The sequence below is a fragment of the Bradyrhizobium sp. genome (genome assembly GCF_052389815.1).
GTDB lineage: Bacteria > Pseudomonadota > Alphaproteobacteria > Rhizobiales > Xanthobacteraceae > Bradyrhizobium.
Genome location: NZ_JBQTHN010000130.1, coordinates 14884 through 29990, shown reverse-complemented (window position 1 = coordinate 29990; position 15107 = coordinate 14884). Strand labels below are relative to the sequence as shown.

Annotated in this window: 12 protein-coding genes; 2 read left to right on the top strand and 10 right to left on the bottom strand. The window is 64.8% G+C overall.

Going from position 1 to position 15107, the window contains the following annotated elements; translation table 11 throughout:
• Complete coding sequence (locus ACT4OC_RS21225) at nucleotides 1-1041, bottom strand: branched-chain amino acid ABC transporter permease (protein ID WP_444840994.1); 1041 nt, start codon at nucleotides 1039-1041, stop codon at nucleotides 1-3.
• 192 nt (nucleotides 1042-1233) lie between these two features.
• Here ACT4OC_RS21225 and ACT4OC_RS21220 point away from each other — a divergent pair, with 192 nt between their 5' ends.
• The gene (locus ACT4OC_RS21220) at nucleotides 1234-1752 is read left to right on the top strand and encodes a MarR family winged helix-turn-helix transcriptional regulator (protein WP_444840993.1); all 519 of its coding nucleotides are present in this window, start codon (nucleotides 1234-1236) and stop codon (nucleotides 1750-1752) included.
• 151 nt (nucleotides 1753-1903) lie between these two features.
• Here ACT4OC_RS21220 and ACT4OC_RS21215 read toward each other — a convergent pair whose 3' ends face one another.
• The 9 genes from ACT4OC_RS21215 to ACT4OC_RS21175 all read right to left on the bottom strand — a co-directional run bounded on the left by ACT4OC_RS21215 (nucleotide 1904) and on the right by ACT4OC_RS21175 (nucleotide 12807).
• Nucleotides 1904-4054, bottom strand: a complete 2151-nt coding sequence (locus ACT4OC_RS21215) for a sensor domain-containing protein (protein WP_444840992.1) — start codon at nucleotides 4052-4054, stop codon at nucleotides 1904-1906.
• 177 nt (nucleotides 4055-4231) lie between these two features.
• A complete protein-coding gene (locus ACT4OC_RS21210) occupies nucleotides 4232-5515 on the bottom strand; it encodes a glycerate kinase type-2 family protein (protein ID WP_444840991.1) in 1284 nt (427 codons plus the stop codon).
• A 132-nt stretch (nucleotides 5516-5647) separates the two neighbouring features.
• Nucleotides 5648-6874, bottom strand: a complete 1227-nt coding sequence (locus ACT4OC_RS21205) for an ABC transporter substrate-binding protein (RefSeq protein ID WP_444840990.1) — start codon at nucleotides 6872-6874, stop codon at nucleotides 5648-5650.
• Between the two features lie 163 nt (nucleotides 6875-7037).
• On the bottom strand, nucleotides 7038-8267 hold the full coding sequence (locus ACT4OC_RS21200; RefSeq protein ID WP_444840989.1) for an ABC transporter substrate-binding protein: 1230 nt from the start codon (nucleotides 8265-8267) through the stop codon (nucleotides 7038-7040).
• A gap of 192 nt (nucleotides 8268-8459) precedes the next feature.
• A complete protein-coding gene (locus ACT4OC_RS21195; RefSeq protein WP_444840988.1) occupies nucleotides 8460-9476 on the bottom strand; it encodes a branched-chain amino acid ABC transporter permease in 1017 nt (338 codons plus the stop codon).
• Between the two features lie 2 nt (nucleotides 9477-9478).
• Nucleotides 9479-10357 (bottom strand): branched-chain amino acid ABC transporter permease, encoded by an 879-nt coding sequence (locus ACT4OC_RS21190; protein WP_444840987.1) that lies wholly within the window; start codon nucleotides 10355-10357, stop codon nucleotides 9479-9481.
• A gap of 12 nt (nucleotides 10358-10369) precedes the next feature.
• Nucleotides 10370-11083, bottom strand: coding sequence for an ABC transporter ATP-binding protein (locus tag ACT4OC_RS21185; RefSeq protein ID WP_444840986.1), 714 nt, complete (start codon nucleotides 11081-11083; stop codon nucleotides 10370-10372).
• Nucleotides 11080-11877: an ABC transporter ATP-binding protein gene (locus ACT4OC_RS21180; RefSeq protein WP_444840985.1), complete on the bottom strand. Its 798-nt coding sequence runs from the start codon at nucleotides 11875-11877 to the stop codon at nucleotides 11080-11082. Before ACT4OC_RS21180 ends, ACT4OC_RS21185 begins: the two co-directional genes overlap by 4 nt.
• A 69-nt stretch (nucleotides 11878-11946) precedes the next feature.
• A complete protein-coding gene (locus ACT4OC_RS21175) occupies nucleotides 11947-12807 on the bottom strand; it encodes an IclR family transcriptional regulator (RefSeq protein ID WP_444840984.1) in 861 nt (286 codons plus the stop codon).
• A 180-nt stretch (nucleotides 12808-12987) separates the two neighbouring features.
• Here ACT4OC_RS21175 and ACT4OC_RS21170 point away from each other — a divergent pair, with 180 nt between their 5' ends.
• The gene (locus tag ACT4OC_RS21170; protein ID WP_444840983.1) at nucleotides 12988-15084 is read left to right on the top strand and encodes a 3-hydroxyacyl-CoA dehydrogenase NAD-binding domain-containing protein; all 2097 of its coding nucleotides are present in this window, start codon (nucleotides 12988-12990) and stop codon (nucleotides 15082-15084) included.
• Nucleotides 15085-15107: the final 23 nt, after the last annotated feature.

Genomic DNA, 15107 nt, shown 5'->3' with positions numbered 1-15107 from the left:
TCAGTCTCCCTCTTCCTCGACCGCGGGCGCGGCAAGCGAGCGCAGCACCAGCACGGGGATGATCAGGGTGAATACGATGACTTCCTTGAAATTGGAGGCATAGAACGAGGAGAACGCTTCCACCGTGCCGACGACCAGCGCGGCGATTGCGGTCAGGGGATAGCTGACCAGGCCGCCGATGATCGCGGCAATGAAGCCCTTGAGGCCGATCAGGAAGCCGGTGTCGTAATAGAGCGTGGTGATCGGCACGATCAGGATGCCGGAGATGGCCCCGATCACCGCTGCCAGCAGGAAGGCGATCTGCCCGGACAGCGTGGTGCGGATACCGACGAGGCGCGCGCCGAGGCGGTTGACGGCGGTGGCGCGCAGCGCCTTGCCCATCAGCGTGGCGCCGAAGAACAGCCACAGCGCGACGATGAAGGCGACGGTGACGACATAGACCGCGATGCTCTGGCCGGTGAAGCGCAGGTCGCCGACGGTGAAGGCGGCATTCGACAGCGGCGGGCCGCGCAGGCCCTCCGCACCGAAGAAGACGAGGCCGAGGCCCTGCAGCGCCAGATGACAGCCGACCGAGGCAATCAGCAGCACCAGCACCGAGGTGTGCGCCAGCGGCTGGAAGGCGAGGCGATAGAGATACAGTGAGATCGCCGCCACGGTCAGCAGCGCGAGCACGATGTTGACCGCGATCGGGGTCTTGGGGCCGACGAGCAGATAGGTCGCCGCCAGCAGGGCGGCGGGGAAGACGATGTTGAGGGCGAGGCTGCGGGCGAGCTTCCGCAGATGCAGCCCGCGGCGGGCGGCGAACAGGTCGAAGGCGAAGGCACCGGCCCCCATCGCCATCGCCAGCCACACCGTGCCGGGCACGTTGCCGGCGCACAGCATGGCGTAGCTCAGCGCGCCATAGGTGACGAATTCGCCTTGCGGAATCAGGATGACGCGGGTGACGGCGAACACCAGCACCAGCGCCAGACCGAGCAGCGCGTAGATCGCGCCGTTGGTAATGCCGTCCTGGATCAGGAACAGCATGATTGTCGTATTCAACCGGACGCTCCCCCTCGACGCCAGCGGACCGGGCCTTGGATGGTCGCCGGGCCGCCCCAACTCGCCGGTTGAAAATTACCGGCATTTGATATACTGGATAACAATTATCGAGTATAACCTCAAGGCCCGACCGGCCCAACGGGCGCATCGCGTGTCCCCCGGGCTTTTTAGCGGGATTGCGAGCTTGGAGCGATGACTGTTTCAAAGACCGCCGGCGCCGACGCCAGCAAGCCGACCCGCCCGCCTCGCAAGGAGAACGGCCAGGGCGATGAGCCGGCCGCGCTGCAGCTCGGCGAGCTTTCGGAACTGCTCGGCTATTCGCTGAAGCGAGCCCAGCTCAGGGTGTTCGAGGATTTCCTCAATTGCGTGGCGCCGCTGCAGCTGACGCCGGCGCAGTTTTCCGTGCTGCTGCTGCTCGACCGCAACCCCGGCCGCAACCAGACCGAGATCGCCAATACGCTCGGCATCCTCAGGCCGAATTTCGTATCGATGCTGGACGGGCTCGAGAGCCGCGACCTCTGCGCGCGGATGCGCTCGACCAATGACCGCCGCTCGCACATTCTGGTCCTGACCGACAAGGGCCGTGCCGTGCTGGCCCGCGCCAAGAAGCTGGTCGCCACCAAGCACGAGGCGCGGCTCAACGAAGTCCTCGGCCCCGCCAACCGCGCCGCGCTGCTCGAGATGCTGGCAAAACTCGCGCGGGAGTTTTGATTCGGATCCACAACACTTGTAGGGTGGGCAAAGGCGCGCACGCGCCGTGCCCACCTTTCAATCCTGCTCGAGATGGTGGGCACGCTTCGCTTTGCCCACGCTACAATTTTGGAAGTGGTCGCCAGGGTCGCGCGGAAGTTTCAACGGCGGCTCAAGCGACCGCCGCGGTCTTGCTATCGTCTCGCCCCGGCAGCCGCGACAGGAACAGCCGCTCGATCTCGGCAACGGGCAGCGGTTTGGAGAACAGGTATCCCTGCATCTCCGTGCAGCCGACGGCCGCGATGTTGTCGCGTTGCTCGGTCGTCTCGACGCCCTCGGCGGTCGCCGTCATGCCCATGCCTTTCGCCAGCGCCGCCACGGCGCGCACGATGTAGAGCGAGCCGGCATTCTCCGCGATGTCCTGCACGAAGGAGCGGTCGATCTTGATCTTGTCGAATGGGAACGATTGCAGGTAGGTCAGCGAGGAATAGCCGGTGCCGAAATCGTCCATGGCGATGCGGACGCCGAGCGCGCGCAGCTGGTGCAGCACAGCCAGCGTCGCTTCGCGATCCCGCAGCAGCACTGTTTCGGTGATCTCGATCTCGAGCCGCGTCGGCTGCAGGCCGGATGCCGCCAGCGCATTGACGATGACGGGCAGCAGGCTGGTGCCGCGGAACTGCACGGCCGAAATATTGACGGCGACCTTGAGATGCTCCGGCCATCGCGCCGCGGCGAGGCAAGCCTCGCGGATCACCCATTCGCCGAGCGGCACGATGAAGCCGATCTCCTCGGCCAGCGGAATGAAGATCGAGGGCGGCACCTGGCCGGCGTCCGGACGATTCCAGCGGATCAGGGCCTCAAGGCTCGAGATATCGTTGCTTTCCAGGTTCACCACCGGCTGGTAGTAGAGCTCGAACTCGCCCGCCGGCAGCGCCTTGCGCAGGTCCTGCTCCATGATGCGGCGGGCCTGCATCTGCTCGTCCATGTCAGGCTCGAAGAAGCGGAAGGTACTGCGGCCGTCGCCCTTGGCGCGGTACAGCGCCAGGTCCGCATTGCGCAGCAGCTTGTCGGGCGCATTGCCGTCGCCGGGGCTGACGGCGATGCCGACGCTGGTGCCGACGATCGCCTGCTGGCCTTCGATGTCATAGGGCTCGCTGATCCAGCCGATGATCTGCTGCGCCAGCGTGGTTGCCTCGGTGGGGTCCGATATCGGCGCCTGGACGATGACGAACTCGTCGCCGCCGGTCCGCGCAATGGTGTCCGTCTCGCGCACCAGGGCGCGCAGGCGGTCAGCCACCGTCTTGAGCAGCTTGTCGCCCGTGGGGTGGCCGAAAGTGTCGTTGACCGCCTTGAACTGATCGAGGTCGAGGTGATGCACCGCAACTTTCTGGGCGCCGTGGCAGCGATTCAGCACCTGCTCCAGCCGCTCGTTCAAGAGCGCCCGGTTGGCCAGATCGGTCAGCGCGTCGTGGTGCGCCATGTGCTCGATCTTGACTTCGGCCTGCCGCTGCTCGGTGATGTCCTCGTGGGTGGCGACCCAGCCGAGATCGGGCATCGGCCGATGGCGGATCTTGAACGTCTTGCCGTTCTTCAGCTCGACGATGCTGTCCCTGGCCTCGTTGGACATCCCGATGTTGGTGCGCCACCGTACGTATTCGTCGCGGGGCATCGCCGGACAGCTGCCGGCCTCGTAGCGAAGGTCGACGATTTCGCTCAGCGTGGTGCCCGGCCCGACCTTGTCGGCTGGAATGTCGTAAAGTTCGAGAAAGCGGTCGTTGCAGATGATCAGCTTGTGGTCTGCGTTGAAGAAGCACAGGCCCTGCGACATGTTGTTGACCGCGGCGTCGAACTGGAAATTGCGGACGCGTAGCGCGTCTTCCTGCTCCTTGCGGCGCTCGCACTCCTGCTTGAGACGCGCCTGGAGCTCTTCGCGCTCGGTGATGTCCTCGTGCGTCGCGATGCCGCCGCCGTCGGGCAGCGGGCGGACCGTGTAGGCGATGATCCGGCCGTCGGTGAATTCCTGCACGGTGGTGTCGAGCGCGATGTCGCGGCCGATCCGCTCGCGGATGTATGCGTCGTGCGATCCCCCGACCTTCAGGCCGAGGTCGAGCCGGCGCCGGATCAGTTCGCTGGTCGGCGTGCCCGGCTTCACCTGTTCGGGCGTAAGCCCGTACATCTCCACGTAGCGCCGGTTGCAGAAGACGACCTTGCGGTCCCTGTCGAAGATGACGATTCCAAGGGACAGGCTATGGATGGCTTCCTCGAGCCGCGTCTGCAGGCCGGCAGGCCCGGCCTCGGCGGCTGGTTGCTCGCTATCTGTCATATGGCGTTTCCCGTCGCCATTTGCGGCGTCCCTTATCGCAGGTCGTCGCCATTACAAACCAGCGCGGGTGAATTGCATCCTAGAAGCATCGCAAATTGCGGCGGGTTCCTGCGAACGCGCTGAACAAAGCGTTAATGGTCCGGTAATTCTCCGGATGCGGGGAGAGGGTCTGCTAGACTAATCCACCAGGATCACTCTGACGTCGTTGACGTTGGTCAGCGTCGGGCCGGTGAGCAGGAGATCACCGGTCTGCGAAAAGAATCCGGTCGCATCGTTGTCGGCGAGATACGCCACGGGATCGAGGCCGAGCGATTTCATCTTCGAAAACGTCGCCGCATCGATGACGGCGCCGGCCGGATCGGATGCGCTGCCGCCGCCGCCGTCGGCGCCGTCGGTGTCGGCTGCTAGCGCTGCGACGCCGCCCGTGTCCTGGAGCAGCCCGGCCAGCGCCAGCGCATATTCCTGGTTGGGCCCGCCGCGGCCGTTGCCGCGCACGGTCACGGTGAGCTCGCCGCCGGAAACGATCGCGGTGCGCTTGCCCTCGGCTCGCGCCTCGATCGCCATGCGCGCGTGACCGGCGGCGACCTCGCGGGCCTCGCCTTCGAGATCGGCGCCGAGCGCGATGGTGCGGTAGCCGGCATCCCGCGCAACCTTCGCCGCCGCTTCCAGCGCGACCTTCGGCCTTGCAATCAGCTCGAACGTCGCGCGGGCGAAGGCGGGATCGCCCGGTTTGCAGCTTTCGTTGGCGGGATCGTCGAGCGCGCGGCGCACGGCGTCGTCGACGGCGAGATCGTACTTGGCGACGATGGCGCGCGCATCCGCAAGCGTGGACGGATCGGGCACCGTCGGGCCCGACGCGATCGCCGAGGGATCGTCATGCGGCACGTCCGAGATCGCGAGCGTCACGATGGCGGCGGCGCGCTGGCCGGCGCGCGCCAGCCGCCCGCCCTTGATGCGCGACAGATGTTTTCGAACGATGTTCATCTCGCCGATCGGCGCGCCCGAGCGCAGCAATGCGCGGTTGACCTGCTGCTTCTGCGCGAAGGAAACACCCTCGGCCGGCGCCAGCCAGTTGGCCGAGCCGCCGCCGGTGATCAGCACCAGCAGCAGATCGTCCGCGGTCGCTTCCGCGGCCAGGCGCAGCGTGTCGTCGGCGGCCTTCAGTCCGGCTTCGTCGGGCACGGGATGGCCGGCTTCGATCACCTTGATCCGCCGCGTCGGCAGGCCATGGCCGTGGCGGGTGGTGGCGATGCCGAGCAGTCGCTGTGGTTCGAGCTTCAGCGCGTCGAGGTAATGCCGCTCGCAGCTCGCGGCCATCGCCGCTGCGCCCTTGCCGGCGGCAAGGCAGATCACCCGGCCCTTCGGCGGCGGCGGCAGGTGCCGGCCGAGCACCACATCGGGATGGGCCGCCGCGACCGCCGCATCGAAAATCGCGCGCAGGAGAGGGCGTCGGTCGGTCATCGCGGTCACGGGTCCATGCTTTGAAAGGCAGGAGGCCGTTATCCGATTTCTCCGCGCAAAAGAAAACCCCCGCGGGACGACGTCCCGCGGGGGCTCCGGTTTTTCCTCCTATCGGCCGATAGGATCCGGCAATCAGCCGCCGGCGGCCTGGCCGTCCATGACCTCGCCGAAGCGCTCCCAGGTCTCGCCCTTGAACTTCACCAGCTGCAGCTGCGAGATCGGCGCGAAGTCGGTCGCCGAGGTGTTGACCTTGACGCCGGGCAAGAGGCCGCCGAGCTCGAGATCCTTGATGCTGGCCGCCTGCTTCATCACGTTGGCGCGGGTGAGGTCGTCGCCGCACTGCTTGAGTACCTGCACGAGGCCCTGAGCCACCGTGTAGCCGTACATCACCGAGCCGTCGGCGCGGTTGGCTTCCGGATAGTATTTATCCAGGAATTCGTTCCACGCCTTCATGCCGGCATCGCTCTTCCACTGCGCGTCGGTCGGATCCTTCAGATACGCCGAGGAGATGATGTCCTGGCCGTTCTCGAATCCGGCCGGCTTCATCACGCTGCCGACGGAGGCCGAGACGTTGTTGAGGAAGTGCACGGGCTTCCAGCCGATCTCGGCGTTCTTCTTGATCGCCTGCGCCGCGAATTTCGGCGTGGTGATGTTGACGAAGACGTCGGCGCCGGAGGCCTTGAGCTTGACGATGTGGCTGTCGATGGTCGGTGCGGAGACCTCGAAGCTCTCCTCCAGCACGATCATCGAGGTCTTGGAGCCGAGGCCGTCCTTGAGACCCTTGAGGTAGTCCTTGCCGTAGTCGTCGTTCTGGTAGAGCACGCCGATCTTGGCGTTCGGATGGTTCTTCAGGATGTACTTGGCGTAGATCTGCGATTCACTCTGGTAGTTGGGCTGCCAGCCCATGGTCCAGGGGAAGCCCTTCGGATCGTTCCACTTGGTGGCGCCGGTGGCGACGAACAGCTGCGGCACCTTCTTGGAATTCAGGTATTTCTGGATCGCCGTGTTCGGCGGCGTGCCGAGCGGATTGAAGACCAGCAGCACTTCGTCGCTCTCGACCAGCTTGCGCGCCTGCTCCACCGTCTTCGGCGGAGAATAGCCGTCGTCATAGCTGACGAAGTTGATCTTGCGGCCGTTGATGCCGCCTTCGGCGTTGATCTTCTTGAAGTAGGCTTCCTCGGTCTTCCCGATCACGCCGTAGGCGGATGCGGGGCCCGAGTAGGGCATGATGTTGCCGATCTTGATCTCGGTATCGGTTGCGCCGGTATCGTATTTCTTTTGCGCCAGCGCGCCGCTCGAAGAAGCGGCGATCACGGCGAGTGCGGTAGAAAGCACCGCGAGTTTGGTCGTAACGGACATTAACGTCTCTCTCCCTTCAAGTTGAAGTCACGTTTGCCCGGCTTGTGGCGCAGGGCTGTTCTTGACATGTGGTAACTACCATTTCGCCCGCGACATCACAAATTAAAAGCCCCCGCGCTGGTCGCGCGAGGGGCTGCGTCGCTCAGACAGCAGGGGTCGGCGGCTAGCCGCCGACGTCGCCGCTCAGGATTTCGCCGAACAGCTCCCAGGTCTCGCCCTTGAAGCGCATGAGTTGCAGTTGCGAGATCGGGGCGAAGTCGGTCGGCGAGGTGTTGGCCTTGACGCCCGGGAGGACGCCGCCGGGTACGAAGTTCTTGAGGCTCGCCGCCTGCCGCATCACGTTCTCGCGGGTCAGGTCGTCGCCGCACTGCTTGAGCACCTGCACCAGCGCCTGGGCAACGTTGTAGGCGTACACCACCGCGCCGTCGGCCCGGTTGGCTTCCGGGTAGTATTTGTCCAGGAACTCGTTCCAGGCCTTAAGGCCCGGATCGTTCTTCCATTGCGCGTCGGTCGGGTCCTTCATGTAGCTCGAGGAGATGATGCCTTGCGAATTCTCGAACCCGGCGGGCTTCATCACCGTGCCGACCGAGGCCGCGACGTTGTTGAGGATGTGCATCGGCTTCCAGCCGACCTCGGCCATCTTCTTGATCGACTGCGCCGCGAATTTCGGCGTGGTGACGTTGAAGAACACGTCGGCGTCCGTCGCCTTCATCTTGACGATGCTGGAGTCGATGGTGGGCTGCGACACCTCGTAGCTCTCCTCCAGCACGATCATCGAGGCCGCCTTGGCGCCGAGACCGTCCTTGAGGCCCTTGACGTAGTCTTTGCCGTAGTCGTCGTTCTGGTAAAGGATCGCGATCTTGGCGTTCGGTTTCTCCTTCAGGATGTACTTGGCGTAGATCTGCGATTCGCTCTGGTAGTTGGGCTGCCAGCCCATCGTCCAGGGGAAGTTCTTCGGGTCGTTCCACTTGGTGGCGCCGGTGGCGACGAGCAGCTGCGGCACCTTCTTCTGGTTCAGATATTTCTGGATCGCCGTGTTGGGCGGCGTGCCAAGCGGGTTGAAGATCAAAAGGACCTCGTCGCTCTCCACCAGCTTGCGCGCCTGCTCCACCGTCTTCGGCGGGCTGTAGCCGTCGTCATAGCTGATGAAGTTGATCTTGCGGCCGTTGATGCCGCCCTCGGCGTTGATCTTGTTGAAGTAGGCGGCTTCGGTTTTGCCGATCACGCCATAGGCGGATGCGGGGCCCGAGTAGGGCATGATGTTGCCGATCTTGATTTCGGTGTCGGACGCACCGGTGTCGTATTTCTTCTGTGCGAAAGAGGGGCTGCTGGTCGCGGCAAGCAATGCGAGGGATGCCGCAACGGCTCCCAGTCGCAGGTGGTTGATGGGCATTCTGGTCTCCCTGGATCCGGTTTCGTGTTTCTTGTTGTTATCGACAGGCACTTCGCGGCCTTTGATGGTATTCAATACCTTCTGCCGCCCGCCAGCAACAAAAAGCCCCCGGCGACGGGGTCGCAGGGGGCTTCTTTTTTGGTCGAATGCGCTGCGTGGTTAACCGCGCAGCGGAATATTTCGCCGGTCAGCTCATTTCCTGAACTTGCCGATCAGCTGCTGGGCAACGATCGCCACCTGCCTAGCGCCGTGCGGCACGAGGAAGATCACGATGAACAGCAGCACGCCGAACACGGCGCCGGAGAGCCCCTTGTTGATGCTCTCGGCGATGTTGGGCACGTAGATGATGAAGGCGGCGCCGACGAACGATCCCGGCAGCCAGCCGACGCCGCCGACCACCATGCCGAGGAACAGCGCGATCGCGAGGTTGATCGTGTAGCTGTCGGGCGCCACGAACGCCACCACGATGGCGCTGAGCCCGCCGGCGATGCCGGTGATGCCTGCGGAGACGCCGAAGGCAAGCGTCTTGTACTTGGCGACGTCGACACCCATGGCGGAGGCGGCGATCTCGTTGTCGCGGATCGACATGAAGGCGCGGCCCGAGCGCGAGCGCAACAGGTTGACCGACCCGAGATAGATCGCAACTGTGATGGCCAGGGTGAAGTAATAGAGCCACTTGTCCTGGCTGATCGGCAGGCCGAACGGCGCATCGGGCTTCACGACGACGAGGCCCTGCACGCCGCCGGTCCAGGACTCGAAGAAATGCAGCTTGAGGAACTGCGGCATGGCGACCGCGAGCGCGAAGGTGGCCAGTGCCAGATAGATGCCGGAAAGCCGCAGCGCCGGCTTGCCGAACAGATAGCCGGCGCCGAACGAGACCAGCCCGGCGATCGGCAGCGTCAGCGCATAGTTCACGTTGGCGTTTTCCATCAGGACCGCCGACGTGTAGGCGCCAAGCGCGTAGAACGCGCTCTGGCCCAGCGAGAACTGGCCGGAGCCGCCGGTCAGGATGTTGAGCGCCAGCACCGCGATCCCGTAGATCATGACCATCGTCATCTGGAAGGCGATGAAGTTCTTCACGAACATCGGGAGGATGAGCAAGACCCCCAGGATCACCAGCGAGGTGCCGGTGCCAAGCGTCATGGCGCGCTTCGGAACGGCCTCGACGGCCGGGGCTTCTGTGACGGCGTCTTCTGCAGCTGCGCTCATGATCAGACTCGCTTGACGATGGCTCGGCCGAACAGACCGGCAGGTTTGAAGACCAGGACGATGATGATCAGCGCAAGCGCGATCGGCAGTTTCAGCTCATTGCCCACGACGGGGATGTAGGTGCCGGCGAGGTTCTCGAAGACACCCATCAGGAAGCCGCCGACGACGGCGCCGAGCGGCGAGGTGAGGCCGCCGAGCACCGCGGCGGCGAAGCCGTAGACCAGCACGCCGCCCATCATGTTCGGCTCGAGGAAGACGACGGGGGCGATCAGGATGCCGGCGACGGCGCCGATCGCGGAGGCCATGCCCCAGCCGAGCGCGATCATCCAGCTGGTGTTGATGCCGACGAGGCGCGCCGATTCCGGCAGCGCGGCGGCGGCGCGCATTGCAAGGCCGATCCGGGTGAACTGGAAGAAGACATAGAGACCGACCAGCATCAGAAGCGTGACGCCGATCATGCCGGCCTGGTGGGTCGAGATCAGCTGGCTGCCGAGGAACGCCGAGGAGCCGAACGGGGTCGGGTATTGCTTGATGGTGAAATCCCAGATCAGGCCGGCCACCGAGTTGACGATGGCGAACAGCGCGATGAAGCCGGCGACGTTGGTCAGCACCGGCGCCTTCGCCAGCGGCTTGAACAGCAGCCGCTCGATCAGGATGCCGCCGGCGAACGAAACCGCGATCGTGATCAGGAACGCCCACCAGTACGGTATGCCCCACTGCATCAACTGCCAGGAGATGAAGGTCGAGAACATCGCCATCTCGCCCTGGGCGAAGTTCAGATGGTCGATGGCCTGGTAGATCATCACTACCGCGAGCGCCATGCAGGCGTAGATCGCGCCGGTGGAGACGCCGGCCAGGACCTGATTGACAAAGAGTTCCATCGTCCCGGCTCCTCAGTAACCCAGATAGGATTTGCGGACGTCTTCGTTGTTGGCGATCTCTTTGGCGTCGCCCGACATCACGATGCGTCCGGTTTCGATGACGTAGGCCTTGTCGGCGAGCTCGAGCGCGAGTTGGGCGTTCTGCTCGACGACCAGGATGGTGACCTTGTCCTCGCGGTTGATCTTGCCGAGGATCTTGAAGAGGTCACGAACCACCAGCGGCGCCAGGCCGAACGACGGCTCGTCCAGCAGCATCAGGCGCGGCCGCAGCATCAGCGCGCGGGCCACCGCGAGCATCTGCTGCTCGCCGCCCGACAGCGTGCCGGCCTGCTGGGAGTAGCGTTCCTTCAGCACCGGAAAGTGCGCGTACATGCGCTCGATGTCGGAGACGATGCCGGCCTTGTCCTTGCGCGAGATCGCGCCGAGCTGCAGGTTTTCCTCCACCGTCATGGTGGTGAAGGTGCCGCGGCCCTGCGGCACGTGCGCGATGCCGAGGCGGACGATGTTCTCGGTGGACTTGCTTGCCAGCGGCGCGCCCTCGAACTCGATGGCGCCGGTCGAGCGCACCATGTTGCAGATCGCCCGCAGCGTCGTGGTCTTGCCGGCGCCGTTGGCGCCGAGCAGCGTGGTCAGCGAGCCTTCGTTGAGCGAGAAGGAGAGGCCGTGCAAGGCCTGGACCTGGCCGTAATAGGCGCGCAGGTCCTTGACGTTGAGCATCGCGGTCATTGGTCCTTGCTCCCGAGATAGGCCTTGATCACGTCAGGGTTGGCCTGGACCTGGGCCGGGGTTCCCTCGGCCAGCTTGCGGCCGAAATTCAGCGCCACGACATGGTCGGCGATCGACATCACGAGGCCCATGTGGTGCTCGACCAAGAGCACGGTCATGTGCCGCTCGTTGCGGATGCGGCGGATCAGGTCGCCGAGCACATGGACTTCCTCGTGGTTGAGGCCGCCGGCCGGCTCGTCGAGCAGAAGGATCTTCGGATCGGCGGCGAGCGCACGCGCCAGCTCGACGCGCTTCTGGGTGCCGAAGGGCAGGCCCGACACCGTGGTGTGGGCGACGCTCCCCAGATCGAGATAGGCGAGGATCTCCTCGACCTTGCCGTTGATGCCGTCCTCGCTTCTGCGGACCCAGGCGAGCTTGAGCGAGTCGCTGATGATGTCGCTGGATGTTCGGGCGTGGCAGCCGACGCGGACATTGTCCATCACGGACAGGTTGGGAAACAGCGCGACGTTCTGGAAGGTGCGGCCGATGCCGATCTCGGCGATCTTGTGCGCCGGCCGCGTCAGGATGCTCGAGCCTTCCATCAGGATGTCGCCGGACGACGGCTGATAGAGCCGCGACAGGCAGTTGAACAGCGTGGTCTTGCCGGCGCCGTTCGGGCCGATCAGGCCGAGGATCGCGCCCTTGTGCATGTCGAAGGTGACGCCGTTAAGCGCGATGATGCCGCCGAACACGACGCTGACGTCGCGAACCGCTAGCAGGGGGGCATTGCCCTGCGCGAGCTGTGCCTGCGTCATATTGCTGCGCCCGCCAAGATCGGGCTGACGCGACCTCGTGAGTGCATGCGCCGGTCGCTCGCGCGACGGCTATCGGATCCCCTCGACAACACGCGTTCTCCCTCCTCTTGCCTTCTTGCTTTCATCTTTTTTTGCTGTGGCAACGACACCGCCCAGCGCCGTTTCGATGTTCCTTACCATCGCAACCATGCGAGGTCCAATGTCGTTGACCAGGCGATCTTCCGTGAAACGGAATGCGGGCGCGCCGCAATTGAATGCATAGGGCCCGGTTCCGTCATTCAGCTTCAAGGCTACGCCAACCGCGTGGACGTCGTCCTGCCACTCACCTGCAGAAATCGCGAAACCACGGCGCGCCACCATCTCGCCCGACCGCTCGATGCCGTCGCGCATCTTGGGCCACCGGCTGCCATAATGTTCGCGCAGCTCGCGGAGCAGTGCGGCACGATCCTCCGGCGGCAGTGCCCAGATATACGCACGACCCATCGCCGTGGTTGCAATTGGTATCCGCGAACCGACGTCGAGCTGGACGCCGAGCGTCAGCCCGTTACGGCTCTGCCCGAAATAGATCATGCTGAGACGGTCGCGCGCGCCGACGGCCACCGCACCGCCGGTCTCGCGCATGACTTCTTCGCGGAAGGCTTCCGACAGATGCCGGACCCCCAAATTCGCCAGGGCGGCATACCCCAGCGCCATGGCTGACGGGGCGAGCTGATACTTCTCGAAACGGGGGACGGGTGTAAGGTAGCCGAGCTTCGTCAGGGTGTAGGTGAGCCGGGAAACGGTCGGCTTCGGCAATTTGGTACGTGCGGCAAGCTCTTGATTGCCCAAGAGGCCATCATTGGGATGGAATGCGCGCAATACATCGAGGCCGCGGGAAAGCGCGACGACGAAGCTGCGGTCGGCCGCCGGTTTCTTGGCTGGACGTTTCATTCCCTGCTTGGTTTTCTGTCCTCGTTGACAACGGACGTGCTTCAAAATAACCCTCCGTGTCAAGATGTGGAATTTAATTTCGCAGTGCGAAACTAACTTCCGGCGCAGCTCCTGAACGCAAGTTCGGCAGCTGCTCAACGCAAGTTAAGCAAACGAAGAAAAGATCTGAGGGAGAGTCTCGTGAACGCAGTGGTCAAGCTCGAACGTCATGACGTCATCGGCATCGTCACGGTGGACAGCCCTCCCGTGAACGCGCTGAGCGCAGCGGTGCGCGGCGGCATTTTCGACTGCATGAAGGAGGCGATCGCCGATGGCGGCATCCAGGCCATCGTGCTGACTTGCGGCGGCCGCACCTTCATTGCCGGCGCCGACATCACCGAATTCGGCAAGCCGCCGAAGCCGCCGGGCCTCGCCGAAGTGCTGACGCTGATGGAGAATTCGCCGAAACCGATCGTTGCCGCCATTCACGGCACCGCGCTCGGCGGCGGCCTCGAGGTGGCGCTGGCATGCCACTTTCGCGTGGCGGTGAAGGAAGCCAAGCTCGGCCTGCCCGAGGTGAAGCTCGGCCTTCTGCCGGGCGCCGGGGGCACGCAGCGCCTGCCGCGCGCGGTGGGTCCGGAGCTTGCCGTGAAGATGATCGTCAGCGGCGATCCGATCGGCGCGGCCGAGGCGCTGAAGAGCGGCCTGATCGAGGAAATCGTCGAGGGGCCTGCTTCCGGCGGCGAAGCCTTCGCCCGCAAGCTGATCGCGGAAAAGCGCCCGCTGCGCAAGCTGCGCGACGACGACAGCAAGCTGGCCGCGGCCAAGGCCGACATCTCGATCTTCACCAATGCGGTAGCAGCACTGACCAAGAAGGCGAGGGGGCTGGAAGCGCCGTTCGCCGCGGCCGACGCCGTGCGCGCCGCCATCGAGCTGCCCTTCGACGAGGGCCTGAAGAAGGAGCGCGAGGGCTTCATGAAGCTCCTCACCAGCGACCAGTCCAAGGCGCAGCGTTACGCTTTCTTCGCCGAGCGCGAGGCCTCCAAGATCGCGGGCGTCCCTGATGGCACCAAGCCGCGCAAGGTCGAGCGCGTCGCCATCATCGGCGCCGGCACCATGGGCGGCGGCATCGCGATGTCCTTTGCCAATGCCGGCATTCCGGTCACGCTGATCGAGACCGGCGAGGAGGCGCTGAAGCGCGGCATGGGCGTGATGCAGAAGAACTGGGAAGCCACCGCCGCCCGCGGCGGCATCCCCGCGGACGCGCCGGCCAAGCGCATGGCGCTGATCGACGGCAAGGTCGGCCTCGAAAACGTCAAGGACGCTGACCTTGTGATCGAGGCCGTGTTCGAGACCATGGCGGTGAAGAAGGACGTGTTCGGTGCGCTCGACCAGCACGCCAAGCCGGGCGCCGTGCTCGCCTCCAATACCTCGTATCTCAACATCGACGAGATCGCGAAAGTGACCAAGCGTCCGCAGGACGTTCTCGGTATGCACTTCTTCTCGCCCGCCAACGTCATGAAGCTGTGCGAGATCGTCCGCGCCGACAAGACCGCGCCCGATGCGCTGACCACCGCGGTGTCGATCGCGCGCAAGATCGCCAAGGTGCCGGCGGTGGTCGGCGTCTGCGACGGTTTTGTGGGCAATCGCATGCTGGCCCAGCGCGGCAAGCAGTCGGAGAAGCTGCTGTTCGAAGGCGCGCTGCCGCAGCAGGTCGATGCGGTGGTGACAAAATTCGGCATGCCGATGGGTCCGTTCGCGATGGGCGATCTGGCCGGCCTCGACATCGGCTGGCGCTCGCGCAAGGACCGCGGCATCAAGTCGGAGATCGCGGACGCGCTCTGCGAAGCCGGCCGCTTCGGCCAGAAGACCGGCAAGGGCTACTACAAGTACGAAGGCGGCTCGCGCTCGCCGCTGCCCGATCCCGACGTCGAGAAGCTGATCGAGGAAACCTTGCAGAAGCTCGGCAAGAAGCGCCGCGTCGTCAGCGACGAGGAGATTCTCGAGCGCATGATGTATCCGATGATCAACGAGGGGGCGCGCATCCTCGAGGAGGGCATCGCGGCGCGTCCGAGCGACATCGACGTGATCTGGCTCTATGGCTATGGCTGGCCGATCTACCGCGGCGGCCCGATGTTCTGGGCCGACACGATGGGGCTCAAGCACATCGCCGATCGCCTCTCCTACTACGCCAAGGAGACCAACGATCCCTCGCTGGAGCCGGCGCCGCTGCTCAAGCGCCTTGCGGCGTCAGGCGGCACCTTCGCCTCGCTCGCCGCGCCGTCGAAGGCGGCTTGATGCCCAACTCTAGCCACTCGTCA

Coding starts and splice junctions, on each gene's coding strand:
- ACT4OC_RS21175 (WP_444840984.1), bottom strand. CDS start 12,807: ATGAAACGTCCAGCCAAGAAACCGGCGGCCGACCGCAGCTTCGTCGTC.
- ACT4OC_RS21210 (WP_444840991.1), bottom strand. CDS start 5,515: ATGACCGACCGACGCCCTCTCCTGCGCGCGATTTTCGATGCGGCGGTC.
- ACT4OC_RS21180 (WP_444840985.1), bottom strand. CDS start 11,877: ATGACGCAGGCACAGCTCGCGCAGGGCAATGCCCCCCTGCTAGCGGTT.
- ACT4OC_RS21220 (WP_444840993.1), top strand. CDS start 1,234: ATGACTGTTTCAAAGACCGCCGGCGCCGACGCCAGCAAGCCGACCCGC.
- ACT4OC_RS21205 (WP_444840990.1), bottom strand. CDS start 6,874: ATGTCCGTTACGACCAAACTCGCGGTGCTTTCTACCGCACTCGCCGTG.
- ACT4OC_RS21185 (WP_444840986.1), bottom strand. CDS start 11,083: ATGACCGCGATGCTCAACGTCAAGGACCTGCGCGCCTATTACGGCCAG.
- ACT4OC_RS21190 (WP_444840987.1), bottom strand. CDS start 10,357: ATGGAACTCTTTGTCAATCAGGTCCTGGCCGGCGTCTCCACCGGCGCG.
- ACT4OC_RS21195 (WP_444840988.1), bottom strand. CDS start 9,476: ATGAGCGCAGCTGCAGAAGACGCCGTCACAGAAGCCCCGGCCGTCGAG.
- ACT4OC_RS21200 (WP_444840989.1), bottom strand. CDS start 8,267: ATGCCCATCAACCACCTGCGACTGGGAGCCGTTGCGGCATCCCTCGCA.
- ACT4OC_RS21215 (WP_444840992.1), bottom strand. CDS start 4,054: ATGACAGATAGCGAGCAACCAGCCGCCGAGGCCGGGCCTGCCGGCCTG.